This window comes from Colwellia sp. Arc7-D, from assembly GCF_003061515.1.
Taxonomy (GTDB): Bacteria; Pseudomonadota; Gammaproteobacteria; order Enterobacterales; family Alteromonadaceae; genus Cognaticolwellia.
Genome location: NZ_CP028924.1, coordinates 2,815,547 through 2,832,325, shown reverse-complemented (window position 1 = coordinate 2,832,325; position 16,779 = coordinate 2,815,547). Strand labels below are relative to the sequence as shown.

Sequence of the window (16,779 nt, the reverse complement as noted above, 5' to 3'; positions counted from 1 at the left end):
ACTCAAAAAGACAAAAACAGTTGGCTTTTTGCTCCATCGTCGCTAATTCTAGCCAACAATTTTTTTCCTCATAGTGTGGCGTTATGTGCTCGGAGGTGTATTTGAAGTTTCTAGCTGTTTTATTCATATCAATACTTTCAGGTTGTAATGTAATAGTAAATGATAAAACTAATGAGCCAATGGCAATTACCCTTATTGGAAGTTATTTCATGACATCTAAAGATGGCTTTTTGTATGAAGCAAGGTGTGCTGATATTAATGCAACTGTGCAATCAACTGAATGGTGTACAGGAGTTCAAATTTTTAATTCTGGTAACCAATATGCTACAACCCCAGATAACTACCAAGCATATAAATCATCTCAAAAAAAATGGGATGAAAAGCTATTTACAAAGCTAGCTTTTGAAAAACAACGTTCTATAATTTCTCCTTTACCGAGAGGAGCTATTTTAAAAATTACTAAATTAGTTCGATATCCTTGGCGAACAAAACGGCTATTATTGGGCAATTAGAGCTACGACGACTACACCTGAAGGAAATCAATTAGAAATAGAGTTACCAACAAATCGAGTTCTAATTTTTCCTACTTGGCTGCAAGATTATGGCGTTCAGGAATTACCAAGGCTTAAATCAGAACTCTTAACAGTCTGTACAAATGTAAGGTGTACCTAATAAACAAGGATAAAAACAGTTTTCTGTTTTCGTCCCTCAACATTTTAACAAACTATTTTTTGTCTGTTATTATGGCATTAGGCCTTCGGAGGATGAAATGGATATTGACGGAGAAAACAAACTTGAAGCACTATTAAGACTGGCTGCTGATGAGCCAGCTCATCGCCCTGAATTTTGCTCAGTTTTATTACAATCAACAATTTTTGTACTTGGTGATACTGGAGAACAGCCCACAGAATTAGATGAAATAGATCTACTTGCTGGGAGTAAAATAAACATTCAAAATTGGGAAAAACAAGATGGTGACCCCGTTATTCCTTTTTTTTCGTCTTTGGATGTTTTATCTAAGGCTCTTGATAGTGAGCAATCTTATATAGAATTACCAGTAAGATCGCTATTTGAAATGACTATGGGGTCTAATCTTTTCCTTAACCCTAAATCTGACTATGGGAAGGAGTTTATTCCTCAAGAAATCGAACAGCTTTTAAATAACGGTATCAGTCAAGTACCATCTCAAAGAGTTGTAGAAAAAGAAACAAAAGTTCTACTTGGTCAACCGTCTAATTATCCAACCAAAATGGTCGATTCGTTAACTCAACTTTTAGTTAAACATAAAGAAGTTAAAAAAGCCTATGTTGCTCTAATGCATGATCGCTCTATTGATGAAAAACCTCATTTACTTGTTGGGATAGAAGGGGATGGGGATTTAGAATTAGCAATGCGTGAAGTTGGGCATGTCGCTGGTGATACTGCTCCTGCAGGTGAAGCTGTAGATTTATTCATTGTACGGCCAGATGAAGCTGGAGTGAGTCAGTATCTTATTAATTTAGCTCCTTTTTATGAACGAACTTGGGGTAAAAAGTTGCGTTCATTTTTTGGTGTAGGAAAAGCCTGATAAAGTGTTCAAACGGACAAGTAACAGCTGGCTGTTGTTCGTGCCTCACACATTTTAGCCAGCTATTATTTGCCGCTTAACGTGGCGTTATGAGTATTAATTAGCATGAATGTAATCTTCGAAGAGTACCCGCAATTATTTCCACTTTTTTTTGTTGGATTGTGGAGTATTGTCTGCTTTATTTTATCAAAATTTGGCGGATGGAGTTATTTAGCAAAACAATACCCATGTAGGGAGAGTTTTAAAGGGGAAAAGTCTTACTTACGTTCCATGAAAATGGGATTAGTGAATTACAGTAATTGTGTTACCGTCGGTGTAAATAGCTCTGAACTCTACCTAGGAATTATGTTTCTATTTCGTATTGGTCACGAACCAATTAAGGTACCACTAGTTGAGGTAACTGGTAAAAAAATCGAAGGAACTATTTTCGATCACGTAGTATTGAGCATTAAAAACGTTGATATTAAAATACCTAAAAAGCTAGCGGACAAAATAGTGGCCGCTTCAAATGGAACTTGGCATTACGGCGACTTATAACAAGCTAATTAAGCGGGTGTTGATCCTCCCCCGATAAAACTGACACCAAAATCTAATTCTAAGCTTTGTTTGGTGCTTATTACCTAATGTCCGCAATGTGCGCATTGCGGACTCTAGCAGTTTTTATTCTAACGTCCGCTTAACTAATAAAGCGGTCATTAGCATCGAAGATAACCTTGTGACTTCTGTTAGCCAATTGCGGACATTAAGCTTTTGCAAATTCAGGAACATATTTAGGCAATATTAGCTAAGATTTTCTGCTCACTTGTGGGGCTGGTTTAAGCTCAAAGCATACGTTGGTTATGTATTTTTTAAAGTTAACTCTGAGTTCATTTTATGGAGTTAAATGGAACTTGATAAATAGTCGGCATCGTCAAAGCTGACATTTGAATATTCAACGTTTATTCTCACAAAGCGTAAATACAATCGAGTTAAAGTGAAATATTAAATTAATAGTTATTTAGACAATAATAAACGGTATTTATTCATTATACCGCAGGAACCTAATATGAATATTGTTAATCTGATGCTCTCGGTTTTAGCAGGTAATTTACGAATACTTTTGTACTAATCATTTCACAACAACTACCCGAATAAAAAAACAAAGCACAGACACCATTTCCAAAAGTTAATATGAATATATAACCGTAAAAACACTAAATACCGATTGCCTGTCGGTTTTTAGTATGTCAATATCACACCAGAATTTATAGCAATGAAAAAATCTATGCAACTCGGTGAATTAGAAAAACAAGTTTTAGAATATCTATGGAAAATACAACCTGCTGATGCTAAACAGGTATTTAGTTATTTTGAAAAAAATAGAGGTGGATCACTAAATACTATACAAAGTACTTTAGAGCGATTGTTTAAAAAGGATTTACTTGGCAGAGAGAAAAGCGGCCATGCTTATCAATACTACCCCAAAGTTGAACGTCATGAATTAATAGGCCAACTTATCAAAAATGTTACTCATGATTTTGTTTCTAAAGATGAGAATAGTGTCATTGCTGCCTTCTCTTCTATTTCAGAAGATTTAGATGAACAACAGCTTGATAAGTTAGAGGCAATGATTGAACAGCAACGTCAAAAACTACAGAAGAATGCCGAATAATGATTTATGACCAATGGGCATTAGCATTTAATTTACTTGCTGTAGGGGTATTAGCCTTTATAGTAGCTAACATATTTGTTTCAGCAGTATTTTGGTCTCTAAAGGGAAGATTAGCTGATTATGCTGTCACTACACGTAAATCATTATTATGGTTATCTGTGCTCACTCCTTGGTTTATTGCTGTATGTGTCACACTTGTTTTTAGTCCATTATTTCAAGATGATTCGACATCTAATTGGCTGACTGACATAGCGCATTGGCATCATTCAGATATTTTCTATTTCCTGAGTTGGCATAGTATTAGTTTGCTCATTTTCGTTGGTTTCAGTCTATATATTTTTACAAAAAAAATAATTGTGCTTTATCACAACCATCAGCAGATCAGTCTTTTGCGTAGATTTGGGACAGAGAAGCGTAAACAAGTATTTATCATTGAGTCACCTCTACCAACAGCATTCACAGGAGGGATGCTCAATCCTTCGTGCTTTATGTCAACGGGTCTTATTGAGCAACTAGGCGCTGATGATATAGAAATCATCCTTCAGCATGAGCTAGCTCATGTACACCATTATGATCCAATGAAAAAATGGCTTTTTTCATTTTTCTCAGCTTATTTTGCAACTAATATTAAGCATTTATTACTATCCATGATGTCTCTATCTATGGAACAAGACGCTGATTCTTTGTTTGTCAAAAACCAACAACAGTCAAACAATGTCGCTAGTACCATGATAAAATTTACGAAATTGGCAGCTAACTATTCAATTCACCCACAATATAACAGTGAGTTATTTGTTCATTTTTGCCGACACGCTATTGAACAACGAGTACTACATTTACTCAATGACAAACAGTTCAAAACATTTCCCAAGGGAGGTGTTTTGATAGCCATACTCTTTTTAGTTTTGATTTCAACAACATCTGTAGATAGCTTACATCACGTTATTGAAACCCTATTTACGCATTAAAACACTCATCTAAAGTCTTACGCTAAGGTATTAACAATGAAACGCTACTTTAAAATGCGCACTTGCAAAAAGCCGATTGGCAGTCGGTTTTTTGCATGTGTTAACCTCAAACATAAGAGCATCATGCTTATATTCATATCACTAGTGCCAACTGCTATTTTTGCTCAACAAAGTCCTTTGCAAACCATTGATTTAGAATCTGCTATTTCACGAACCATCAGTATGCATCCTGAACTTAAATCATTTGCACTTAAAGCAGAGGTTTACTCAGGTTATGCTCAACAAGCGGGAGTTCAGTCTAGACCACAAATCGGCTTTACAATTGAAGATGCCTTAGGTACTGGTGAACATAGTGGCTTTAAAAATGCTCAGTCAACCTTGTCGATATCTTGGTTATTAGATGGGGAGTTAGTGAAACGTAAAATGGCAACGGCTAAACAGTATGGCTCAACTGTTGCCTTAGAGCGTGAAGTAAAAGCCTTGGATTTAGCGGCACAAACGGCACGATACTTTATACAAGTTCTCGTTGATAAAGAACGATTGATGTTAGCAAAATTCAGCCTAAAACAAGCGAATAATTCATTAAAATCCATAGAACAACGCGTGAAAGTGGGAAATTCATCCCGAATAGATAAATTAAAAGCTCAAGCTGAAGTTGCTAAGCGTGAATTGGACGTTGAAGATTTAACTCACGAAGTTGACGTAAGTAAATATCAACTGTTTGCTCAATGGGGTGGACAAGTTCAAGCAGTAAATCTTAGTGAACAGCATAAGAAGAGTAGGGTGATTGGGTCATTATTATCTTTACCAAACTTATCGTTAGCGACTGGTTCTGATTTTAATTCTTTAGTTAATAAACTTAAACAGACGCCTTCTGTTAGCCTTTTCGCCACCAAAAAACGAATTGCTCAGTCTGAAATTGAGCTTTCACGTATTGAGACTAAACCCTTATGGCAATTTTCAACTGGTTTACGTCGTTATCAAACAACTGATGATTTCGGCTTAGTAGCTGGGGTTTCGATCCCCTTTGGTGATACGAATCAAAATGAAGGGAAAATAAGGGCATTACATGCCACTCAAAATGAACTAGAAGCAGAGTCACTAGCCCTCGTTCATAAGCTCAATACACAGTTATATGTGCTGATCGAGCAAATGAAACACAGCCAGCATGTTATTCACGCAGTAACTGAGAAAGTCATTCCATTGTTAGAACAAGCCTTTAATGAAGCCGAGCAAGCTTACAACGCGGGTATGTATAGTTATACCGAGTGGATGAATACGCAACAAGCATTAATAAATGCTCAAGCAGATTTGATAGGCGCTTATCAAAATGCGCATTTAAACAATATTGAAATAGAGCGGTTAACGGGTACGTCCCTAGTTGCCATCAATAAAGCCTCTAATGCTCCTTTTAACAAAACAAGTAACGAGAAATAACCCATGAGATCAACATTTAAAATATTAATGCTAATAGGCACGCTATGCTTTGTTGGCTTAAGTGCGAGTTTCTCTAGCTTTGCCGTTTCAGAGCAAAAAGTAGAAGAATCTGAACCAGAGAAAGGCCCTAATCGTGGTCGAATGCTGAGAAAAGGTGATTTTGCTATAGAGTTAGCCATTTTTGAAACAGGTGTTCCACCAGAATTTCGCGTGTGGGCAACAATGGATGGTAAAGCTATAGATCCATCAAAAGTAGAGCTCAATGTAAAATTAACTCGGTTGGGCGATGGCATAGATGACATAAACTTTTATCAGGAAGGAGAATACCTTCGTGGCGACATGGTTATTTATGAACCTCACTCATTTCTGGTTTCACTTTACGCTAAATATCAGGGACAAACTTATGATTGGCAATATGACAATTTTGAAGGTCGTACCAAAATTGCGGACGATATTGCCCAGGCAATGGAAATTGTCACTGACTTTGTAGCACCATCCACATTTCACGAAACTGTTGAAGTCTATGGCAGGTTAACCTTGCCTGCTGATGCAACTAGCAACGTGTATGCTCGCTTTGATGGGCTTGTTGAAAAAGTACATGTAAAACTGGGTGATTCTGTCACAAAGGGGCAACTACTCTTTACTGTAGAAAGTAATGAAAGTCTGCAATCTTACAAGGTACTTTCTGCCCAAAATGGCATAGTAACGAAGGTTAATGTGACTTCTGGAGAGCAATCAAAAGGTCGTTCATTACTACAAATCACCAACGATAAAACATTAATTGCTGAGCTAGCTGTTTTTCCAAAAAACTTATCAACTATACGCCTTGGTGCCAAAACCACGTTGACGATAAATGGTGTTGAAGCAAAACAAGTCAGCACCATTGATAGTCGAATTCTAAAAGTAAGAGATGATCAGGCGAAACTATTTCGTGTGTTAGTTAACAATCCAGACTCTGTGTTATCAGAAGGTTTATTTGTTAGTGCCGACATTGAAATTGACTCATACGATGTTGCTATGGCAGTTGAACGTAAAGCGTTGCAAAGCTTTCGAGACTTTACAGTCGTATATGCCAAAGTGGGTGACGAATATGAAGTAAGAATGCTCGAACTAGGCCGAGTAGTTGGCGATGAAATAGAAGTGCTAAGTGGTATCTCCATTGGCACTGAATATGTCACAGAGAATAGTTATATCCTCAAAGCCGATATTGAAAAATCTGGCGCCTCACACGATCATTAAGGATTATTAAGGTTTAATTATGCTCGAATATTTACTTAGATTTTCTATCCGTAAAAGTTCTATCATTATGTTAGTCGTACTAGCGCTTGCAGCACTAGGTATTTGGAATTTCACTAAATTACCAATTGATGCCGTTCCTGATATAACTAACGTACAGGTAATGATCAACACAGAATCACCTGGTTATACTCCGCTTGAAGTAGAACAACGGGTAACTTACCCTTTAGAGACTGCGTTAGCTGGCATACCTAATTTAGTAAGCACACGTTCTGTTTCTCGTTACGGTTTATCGCAAGTTACCGCCATATTTAGTGATGAAACCGATGTTTATTTTGCAAGGCAACTTGTTAATGAACGACTGCTTTCAGCGAAATCTGATTTACCTTTTGGTTTAGAGCCTGAACTTGGTCCAATAGCGACCGGATTAGGTGAAATATTTATGTTCACTGTTGATGCCGAGCCAGGCGCACGTAATGATGAAGGTGAACTTATTACTGCGACGGACTTAAGGACTGTACATGACTGGATTATTCGTCCTCAGTTAATGCAGGTTCAAGGGGTAGTTGAAGTTAACCCTATTGGCGGTTTTAAACGTGAAATCCTCGTTGCATTCGACCCTAAAAAGTTGCTGACTTTTGGTGTTAGTCAGCAAGATGTTATTCAAGCAATAGAAAACAATAATGATAATAAGGGTGCAGGGTTTATTGAAAAAAATGGTGCTCAATGGCTATTACGTATTCCAGCACAAGCCAAAAGCTTAAAAGACTTAGCTAACATACCTGTTAAATCTACCAATGGTAGCGTGGTCCGTATTTCGGATGTTGCTAATGTTGGGGAAGGGAAAGAATTAAGAACAGGTGCTGCCACTCAAAATGGTAGAGAAGTGGTGATGAGTACTGTCTTTATGCTCATTGGGGAAAATAGCCAAAGAGTTGCTAAAGCTGTCGGCTTAAGATTGGAAGAAGTGAAAGAAAGTTTACCGACAGGGATAACCGTTACCGCCGTTTATGATCGTACTAAATTGGTCGAAAAAACCTTAGATACGGTAAAAATGAACCTTTTAGAAGGCGCATTATTAGTTATTGTCGTGCTATTTTTATTATTAGGGAATATGAGAGCCGCTTTACTCACAGCTGCCGTGATCCCTTTTGCCATGCTAATGACGATTACAGGTATGGTACAAACTAAAGTTAGCGCCAACTTAATGAGCTTAGGAGCCTTAGACTTTGGCCTATTAGTAGACGGTGCCATTATTATTGTTGAGAACTGTATGAGAAGGCTTAGTGCAGCCTCTTCAAATGGACGTTCTATGGAATTAAATGAACGTTTATCACTCGTATTTGATGCCACTAAGGAAGTTATTCGACCGGCATTATTTGGTGTATTTATCATTACAGCGGTTTATTTGCCGATCTTTGCACTAACAGGGGTTGAAGGGAAAATGTTCCATCCTATGGCAATAACCGTTGTTATCGCTTTATGTTGCGCTATGTTTTTATCAGTAACTTTTGTACCTGCGGCTATTGCTATTTTATTCAAAGGTCCAGTAAAAGAAAAAGAAAACATCATTATTAAATCCTCACTTGCACTTTATCGACCTTCGTTGACTTTTGCGCTTAAGGTTCGTTGGTTTGTTGTTATAGCTGCAATTGGTCTTGTTGGAGTCGCTGGCTTTTCAGTCAACAAATTGGGCAGTGAATTCGTGCCAAATTTGGATGAAGGTGATATAGCTATGCACGCATTACGCATACCTGGTACTTCATTATCACAAGCAGTTGAACTTCAAAAAGTCTTGGAAGAAAAAATCAATCAGATGCCAGAAGTTGAGCGTGTGTTTGCCAAAATTGGTACCGCAGATGTTGCAACCGATGCCGTGCCACCGAGCGTTGCTGATAATTTTATTATTTTGAAACCACGTAGCGAATGGCCTGATCCTAACAAGCCTAAATCGCAATTTGTCGAAGAGCTAGCAGCAGTAGTAGAGCCTATCCCAGGTAATCGCTATGAGTTTCTTCAACCTATTCAAATGCGCTTTAATGAGTTACTTGCCGGTGTTAGGGCTGAGCTTGCCATCAAGGTTTTTGGTGATGAGTTTGAAACATTAACGACATTAGGCAACAGTATCAATGCCGCTATTGCTAACGTAGAGGGAATAGCTGATGTTCAAGTTGAACGAACAACAGGCCTTCCTATGATGACCATTAACCCGAACCATGAACAACTGGCAAAATATGGCATTAGTATAAAAGACTTACAAGATCAGCTGGCAACTGCCTTAGGTGGCACCATTGCAGGTAAGTTTTATCAAGGTGATAGGAGATCCGATATTGTTGTTCGTCTTCCTGAAGATCTAAGAACAGATGTTGACGCTCTAGCTTATTTACCAATAGCACTAAGTGAAGGTAAGTATGTGCCCTTGCAAGAAGTAGCTGAACTTGAATTGGTTGAGGGAGCAAATCAAGTCAATAGAGAAAATGGCAAACGTAGAGTGGTTGTTACTGCTAACGTCAGAGGAAGAGACTTAGGCTCTTTTGTTCAAGATATTCAGGCCGCTATTGAAAGCTCAGTTGAAGTACCTGCGGGTTACTGGATTGAATATGGTGGCACCTATCAGAAACTGCAATCTGCATCAAAAAGACTATCCGTTGTAGTGCCCATTACTCTCGTGATGATCATCGGTTTATTATTCTTAGCACTCGGCTCTTTTAAAGATTCGATGATTATATTTACAGGTGTTCCCTTGGCATTAACCGGTGGTATTTTTGCCTTGTTACTGCGCGATATTCCGTTTTCAATATCAGCAGCTGTTGGCTTTATTGCCCTATCTGGCATCGCCATATTAAACGGATTAGTTATGGTGTCATTTATCAGAGAATTGCGACGTGAAGGTGCTGCACTAGATATCGCCATTATTGAAGGGGCTTTGACAAGATTTAGACCTGTGCTAACTACTGCACTTGTTGCCTCACTAGGTTTTGTACCTATGGCACTTAATACTGGTATTGGCTCTGAAGTGCAACGTCCGTTAGCAACAGTTGTCATTGGTGGAGTAATTTCATCTACTTTATTAACCCTATTTGTACTACCTGCTTTATACCGTTTATTACACAGCCACAAAGAAACCTTTCCTAAAGGGACAACTTCTTCAACCGCTGACACAAAGGAAACAGTGAATGTTTAATAATTATCAGCGATATGGCTTATTAAGCCTTATCGCTCTTATGGCGCTATGGCTACCAATAGAAGCATTTGCTCATGGTGTAGACGATAGTACACGTGCATTTTTACAACAAAATACGGGTGTGCAGATAATTCCATTTTTATACATCGGTGCTAAGCACATGGTGACAGGGTACGACCATTTATTATTCCTTGTAGGTGTGTTGTTCTTTTTATATAGAAGCAGAGATGTTTTGCTATATGTCAGCATGTTTACGCTAGGCCATAGCATAACCTTGTTGTTCGGTGTGATTAGCGATATTCAAGTTAACGCTTACTTAATTGATGCCATTATCGGTCTGTCTGTTGTCTATAAAGGCTTTGATAACTTAGGAGGATTTAATCGGCTTTTTGGCAAATCACCTAATGCTAAATTAGCGGTATTAATTTTCGGCCTTTTTCATGGTTTCGGATTGGCAACTAAGCTGCAAGAATTCCAAATTCCCGATGACGGTTTAATTACTAATTTAATCGCCTTTAATGTTGGGGTTGAATTAGGGCAATTTACCGCCTTGGCTTTTATATTATTAATTATTAATTTTTGGCGTACGCATAGCAGCTTTACTCGCTTTGCGAAAAATACGAACTGCTTGTTAATGAGCGCTGGGTTTATGTTGGTCGGTTTACAACTTACGGGCTATTTCATTAACTAATTGATTAAATTTTACGATTCAAATTTTACCTATTTTAAGAGATAAGACTATGCAAGATAAAGGGCAAGAAAAAATGCAACAAGCAACGCCACAAACGATGGTATTAACAAACTCTGCGCTGCTCAAATATACGATTTTCAGCATAGTATTCGCAGCATTTACACTGTTAATCATTATATTGCCTGCTGAATATGATATAGACCCTACCGGAATTGGGCATGAACTTGGCTTAACTATTTTTCATCAAGGGAAGGATGCAAGTGCCGATCAACTCTTAACACCAGAAGCACCAAAAAAATCAAAAGGAGATTCAGAAACAATAGAAGTGCTTGTTCCTGCCGGTCGTGGTGTTGAGTACAAATTTATCATGGCGCAATATCAAAAACTTGAGTACGAATGGATAACCGATGGTTCTGCATTGTATTTTGACCTACACGGAGAACCTGAAGGCGACAAAACAGGCTATTTTGAAAGCTATGCCATAGCAACTTTGAGTGAGATGAAAGGTAGCTTTACAGCGCCATTTTCTGGCTCTCAGGGCTGGTACTGGAAAAACACTACTGATACACCGATTACTGTACAGCTTATTGTCAAAGGCGAATATGCGCAGCATGGCCTTAAATAATCACTATCAATACACTTTAAATTTGAATTAAACAATTGGAGTTACAAAATGAAAAAACTAATTATAGCCCTATTTATTACATTAATGCTTAGCACAAGCTCAGCATTTGCACATTCTGACCATGGGAAAATAAGCCCCAATGCAGCGATAGAAATTGCAACTAAAGTCACTAAACAACTTACTTTCAAAGACTTGGGCTTTAAAGTTGGAAAGTTAGGTGATAATTGGAAGAATTTGACTACAGAAAATTTCAAACTTCATGCGACAGAAGCTAACCGCTATGTTGTTAGTGCGAACAATGTGTCAGAAAATAAAACAATTTATTTTCTGATGACAATGTCTGGTGATGTATTAAAGGTTAACTCTGAAGCTAAATTCTAATATAGAAAATGGAAGGGGGCAACATGCCCTCCTTCCAATAAAGCTAATGAACAAAAACACTTATAATTAATAATCATTTGAACGTATTATAAATTTAACCAAATGGGAAAGTACAACCATGAAGTGTAACTTACCAATATTAATGACTATTGTAGCTATGCTATACGGCTGTGCAGGTATTCCAATAAATACCGAAATTCTCAATCAAAACTCTCAAACATGGAAGATTGAAAATGTCACTGCCTTCAAATCAGGTGGAGCAATTAATGTAAGTGGCTATTTTAAGAAATCCAAACGCTTTGCTGCTCGTAATGGTCACATTGACGTTAGTGCATTTTCCAATGAAGGGAAATTGCTGCTGCACATTATAGTGCCTGTAGCTCATCGAAGTATGCGTAGAGGTGGTGATTATTTCTCCGTTAATTTGCCAAGAAAGTTACCCGAAAATTTATTAATTAAAGTTGAATTTCATGATCAGAACTCTCCTAACTTTCAAAGTAGCCATTAAATACTTTTCTGTAAGGACACACCAATGTAGAAAAGTGACGAGAACCAGGCTCGCATGAAACAGTTAGGTTGCTGTATAAATGAAATAAAAGCTGACAAAGTAATAAATGTGTATCTCATCTTAATGCGCTATTAGTTAAATAACATAGGAAGAAATTTATACTTGGCATTTTGTTCATTTGTATCTGAGTTTCAAAAAAACAAGTAGACTTTCCGTCAAAAACTGAACCCTAATGACTTATTTGATTCAATAAAGCATTAGGGTTCAGTATAACTGTTTTGTAAATTGGATTTGGACTGACAAATATAAAGCTGTCGGTTGATTGTGAAACTATCTCGATTTTTTGAAATAGAATATTATTCTCGCTAACGGTCGCAATCGCAGGTCCTCCTTGATGATAGGTAAGTGCTGCTAAAGGCGCATTCCATCTTGGCCTCTCAAGTTTAGTGTTTTTGATTGTAAAGTTGATACTCCCGTTAAGACCGGTTGGTAGATTATGTTTACTATTATCAAACTCCGCTTCAACTTTCATTGTTCCAGTTGCCACATTTATAGCGTGCGCCATGCGAGTAATGGTCGCAGATACAACTATCTCCTCATACCCTGTAAACGTGGCATTGATAGTATCCCCAATTGATATTTTACTAACTTCGTTTTGTGGTACGTATGTAATCAACTTCAAATCGTTGATATTTTGTAGTTTATAAAGATAGTTATTTAATGGGTTGCTACCTCCATTGATCATGTCGCCTATCTCAATATTTTTATCGGTAATGTATCCAGCAATTGGTGCCGTTATAATGAGTAATGATTGTTGAAATTGGTTTTGTTCTTTTTGTGCGAACAAACTCGCTATTTTAGCCTTTGATTTTTCTGTTTGAATGGTCAGCCTATCTAATTCAGCTTTGCTAATTAAGTTATCTTTTATTAACTGCTTGGCTCGTTTCAACGTTAATCGATTTAATTCATGCTCGGCTTTGCCAAACTCAATGTCAGCCAGTATTTGTTGCTCTTGCAGTTTAATCTCAGGAGCGTCAATTACTGCAAGTACATCGCCTTTACTGACAGCACTACCAATTTCTACATATTGTTCTTTGATATAACCACTGGCTCTAGAATATAACTTTGTCGTTTGTTTAGCCTGAGAAACAGTTGGCAAACTCACCGTTTTTTGATCTAAAACTTTTGTTAGCTTAGCGGTTTGATAACTTGATTGGGAATTCGTTTCTGCTTGCACAGTCAATGTTGGCGTTAATAAAAGTAAGCCAATAAGTACAATGTTATGCTGAATTTTATGCAATGCAGTACATTGGATATTAGCTTGAGTACTACTTTTTATTTTACATTCTGTCATTTTAGTTTTCCTCGAGATCTTGAAACATTGGCTTAGTTCGAAAGCTCAGTATTAGTGGTACTAATGTCAAAGTTGTTGGTGTGCCAAAAATTAAGCCTCCAATAACAGCTCTTGCAAGAGGAGCGTTTTGTTCTGCTCCTTCTCCCAATGCTAATGCCATGGGGATCATGCCAACCAACATAGCTATAGCTGTCATAATTACGGGTCTAAACCTGGTCTTTATCGCAGATAATGCTGAGTTTTTTGCTAGTTTTCCCGCAAGCATTTCAGCTCTGGCAAAGCTGACAACTAAAACACTATTTGCCGTGGTTACTCCTATTACCATAATCATGCCCATAAATGCGGAGACACTTAACGGCGTATTTGACAGGAATAGAGCAAGCAGAGAGCCAGTAATGGCCATAGGCATTGCGCTTAAAGCCACAAGTGGCAAGGCCCAAGATTGGAAATTTATTACCATCAGTAGAAATACTAAAATTGCAGCCATCGCCATACCCTTAGCTAAGTCACTGTAGGCTAGTAGCATGTCTTGTGCTTGTCCTTCAATGGTGATTTTATTGCCAGCTTTAAGAGTAGCCTTTGTCGACGCAACGTTGTTTGCGATGTCGGTATAAACCGAACCCAAATCGCGTTGATCAATGTTGATCAATATACTGATGTTGGGGGCTAACATTTGACGTTTAATTAACGCTGGACGAGCGCGTTTTTCTACACTCACTAGACTTTTTAATAATAGGGTTCCTTGAGCTGAATTAGTGGCCTTAACTGGTGTATTTAACAAGGTGTTTAACGAGTCTAAACGATAGGGCGGAACCTGAGCCGCAACAATATAACTGATGCCATTATTTGCCCATGTGTTGGGGAATAAGTTTGCACTAGAGCTTAAACTCACTAATAGGGTCTGACTTATGTCAGTCATATTCACACCTAGTTTTTTTGCAAGTATTCTATCAATATTGAGATTGATATCAGGCCAGGCCGTAACTTGATCAATGATAATATCAGCAACACCTTCAACATTTTTTAACTGGCTCATTAGTTTTGTTGCGGCTTGTAAGTTTCCTTTTATGTCTCGGCCCGTAATTTTTACTTCAATGGCAGAACTAGCCGTGCCATTAAGTGTTTGGGAAATAATATCAGCAGGACGAAAGAGCGCTTGGTAGTCAGGGAATTGTAACGCTAACTGAGATCTGATTTTTCGAATATAAAGGTCAGTTGGTGCATGACCAGGGGTTAACTGTACTAATATCTCGCCTTCAGAAGACGTGCTAATCATAGAGCTAATCCAAGTTCGGTTTATAGCATCTGGTGGCCCAATATTCTCAACAATGGCCTGAATTTCGTTTGCAGGGATTATCGTTCTAATTAATTGATGAACATTCGCGAACTGTTTTGCAGCTTCTTCTAATCGCACACCATTTTCAACTCTAAGGTGTAGTCGAATTCCACCCGCGTCAGATTTAGGAAAGTAGTCTTTTCCTAGCATCATAAACGTAGAGGCAAATATGATACTGGCCACGATACTCACACCAGTGAGTACTAAGATGCGGCATCTCAATAGTCGCTTTAAGTTTAATAGATGCACCGCAATAATACGGTCTAATTTGTTTTCAACGTTAATGTGGACTTTATGCACTAACGAATTTCGATTTACATTTTCACGTTCATTCTTCAGTAATAAAAATGCGAGTATGGGCACCAATGTTCTTGAGAGTATAAATGATGCAATCATAGCGAGCAGAACCGCTAAGGCTAAAGGCTCAAAAATGTATGCGCTTGTACCACTTAACAAGAATATAGGCATTAAAACGATACATATGCTCATCGTTGAAACAAGCTCAGGAAATACCACCTGCTTCGCACTATCTATTACGGCTTGTCGAATTGATTTGCCGCAGTCTAAGTTACGGTTAATATTCTCAATTTCAACCAAGGCATTATCAACTAATATACCGATTGCTAACCCTAGCCCTCCTAGTGTCATGAGGTTTAATGTGTGGCCAAAAAGCGTTAACCCTGTAAGAGAAGCCAAAAGGGCTAAAGGAATAGAAGTAAGCACAATGGCCGTGCTGCGAACACTGCCAATAAAAATTAAAACGACTAGAGCAACTAATAGGGCGACTATTACCGCTTCAATTAACACTGCATTTCTAGAAGCCACAACAAATTTAGATTGGTTAAATATAGGTGTTAAGGTTAGGCCTTTAGGCGCAGCGTTTTGTATGTTTGGTAAACGACGGTTGATTTCATTAATGATATCAACGGTAGATGAGTTTCCTAGTTTTAAAATAGAAACAATAACGCCTGCTTGCCCATCTACACGAGCTAAACTCGTTGCAACCGCGCCACCATCACGAACCGTTGCAACATCTTGAAGTTGAATTAGACCATGTTCGCTATTTTTAATGGGATAGCTTTAAACTCAGCTACACCTTCCGGACTGCCATTAGTTGAAACGGTAAATGCCACTTTTCCTTCACGTAAAATACCAGCAGGTAACGTAATGTTTTGTTGCGAAATAGCCATAGCTACTTCTTTTGCTGTTAGTCCATGCACCTGTAATCTATCGGGATCGATATCTATCATTAGTTGTCTAGGGGCACCACCAAAAGGTAGGCTCAATCGTAAGCCCGGTATTGACTGCAATTGTCGTCTTAGTGTTAGTCGAGCGTAATCATACAGCTGTGACTGAGTCATTGTTTGAGAAGAAACGGCGAGTTGAAGTATAGGTACGCTTGACGTCGTATAATTTACTATTAACGGTGGAGTCATTCCGTTTGGTAGCCGCTTTAGTATGGTTTGCGAGACACTGGTAATTTGCGATAGTGCCACAGCTAACTTTGCTCTGGGGTGAAAACTGACTTGGATGAGCGAGTAGCCATTACCATTTTCAGATTGAACACGCTTTACATCGTCAACATTATTCATGATGGCAATTTCACTAAATGATGAAATTTTTGACGCCATTTCAGAGGCACTAAGACCTGGGTATTGCCACAATACGTTGACATAGGGAATATCAATTGAAGGTAAAATGTCAGTAGATGTTTTTTGTAAAGACCTAATGCCAAAAAGCAACAATAATATAACCAATACGCCAACCGTATAACGTTGACGAAGCGCGAGCTTAACTAACCACATTTATTTAGCCTCTGTTAATAAAATATAATTCATCTG

At 38.1% G+C, this 16,779-nt stretch carries 13 protein-coding genes and 1 pseudogene; 12 read left to right on the top strand and 2 right to left on the bottom strand.

The genetic code is table 11. The annotated features are described in order from the left end of the window. Positions 1-101: 101 nt before the first annotated feature. From DBO93_RS12360 to DBO93_RS12305, 12 genes are all read left to right on the top strand, one after another. Positions 102-512: a hypothetical protein gene (locus tag DBO93_RS12360; RefSeq protein ID WP_108456619.1), complete on the top strand. Its 411-nt coding sequence runs from the start codon at positions 102-104 to the stop codon at positions 510-512. Between the two features lie 257 nt (positions 513-769). Next, complete coding sequence (sseB, locus tag DBO93_RS12355) at positions 770-1,567, top strand: enhanced serine sensitivity protein SseB (RefSeq protein ID WP_108456618.1); 798 nt, start codon at positions 770-772, stop codon at positions 1,565-1,567. Between the two features lie 105 nt (positions 1,568-1,672). Beyond that, on the top strand, positions 1,673-2,104 hold the full coding sequence (locus DBO93_RS12350) for a hypothetical protein (protein ID WP_108456617.1): 432 nt from the start codon (positions 1,673-1,675) through the stop codon (positions 2,102-2,104). A 727-nt stretch (positions 2,105-2,831) separates the two neighbouring features. Then, on the top strand, positions 2,832-3,218 hold the full coding sequence (locus DBO93_RS12345; protein ID WP_108457833.1) for a BlaI/MecI/CopY family transcriptional regulator: 387 nt from the start codon (positions 2,832-2,834) through the stop codon (positions 3,216-3,218). After that, entirely contained in the window at positions 3,218-4,186 is a 969-nt protein-coding gene (locus tag DBO93_RS12340; protein WP_108456616.1) for a M56 family metallopeptidase, read from the top strand. Before DBO93_RS12345 ends, DBO93_RS12340 begins: the two co-directional genes overlap by 1 nt. A 123-nt stretch (positions 4,187-4,309) precedes the next feature. Beyond that, positions 4,310-5,623 (top strand): TolC family protein, encoded by a 1,314-nt coding sequence (locus DBO93_RS12335; RefSeq protein WP_239058981.1) that lies wholly within the window; start codon positions 4,310-4,312, stop codon positions 5,621-5,623. 3 nt (positions 5,624-5,626) lie between these two features. Next, positions 5,627-6,862, top strand: a complete 1,236-nt coding sequence (locus tag DBO93_RS12330; protein ID WP_108456615.1) for an efflux RND transporter periplasmic adaptor subunit — start codon at positions 5,627-5,629, stop codon at positions 6,860-6,862. 19 nt (positions 6,863-6,881) lie between these two features. Further along, positions 6,882-10,043 (top strand): CusA/CzcA family heavy metal efflux RND transporter, encoded by a 3,162-nt coding sequence (locus DBO93_RS12325; RefSeq protein WP_108456614.1) that lies wholly within the window; start codon positions 6,882-6,884, stop codon positions 10,041-10,043. Continuing rightward, a complete protein-coding gene (locus DBO93_RS12320; protein ID WP_081153518.1) occupies positions 10,036-10,734 on the top strand; it encodes a HupE/UreJ family protein in 699 nt (232 codons plus the stop codon). Before DBO93_RS12325 ends, DBO93_RS12320 begins: the two co-directional genes overlap by 8 nt. A 49-nt stretch (positions 10,735-10,783) precedes the next feature. Beyond that, positions 10,784-11,359, top strand: coding sequence for a hypothetical protein (locus tag DBO93_RS12315; RefSeq protein ID WP_239058980.1), 576 nt, complete (start codon positions 10,784-10,786; stop codon positions 11,357-11,359). Positions 11,360-11,407: 48 nt separating this feature from the next. After that, the gene (locus tag DBO93_RS12310) at positions 11,408-11,740 is read left to right on the top strand and encodes a DUF6488 family protein (RefSeq protein ID WP_108456613.1); all 333 of its coding nucleotides are present in this window, start codon (positions 11,408-11,410) and stop codon (positions 11,738-11,740) included. A gap of 118 nt (positions 11,741-11,858) precedes the next feature. After that, complete coding sequence (locus tag DBO93_RS12305; protein WP_108456612.1) at positions 11,859-12,248, top strand: hypothetical protein; 390 nt, start codon at positions 11,859-11,861, stop codon at positions 12,246-12,248. Positions 12,249-12,477: 229 nt separating this feature from the next. Here DBO93_RS12305 and DBO93_RS12300 read toward each other — a convergent pair whose 3' ends face one another. Next, positions 12,478-13,602 carry an efflux RND transporter periplasmic adaptor subunit gene (locus tag DBO93_RS12300; protein ID WP_108456611.1) on the bottom strand — a complete coding sequence of 375 codons (1,125 nt, stop codon included), beginning with the start codon at positions 13,600-13,602 and terminating at the stop codon, positions 12,478-12,480. A gap of 1 nt (position 13,603) precedes the next feature. Continuing rightward, positions 13,604-16,743: pseudogene (locus tag DBO93_RS12295) on the bottom strand (efflux RND transporter permease subunit). Positions 16,744-16,779: the final 36 nt, after the last annotated feature.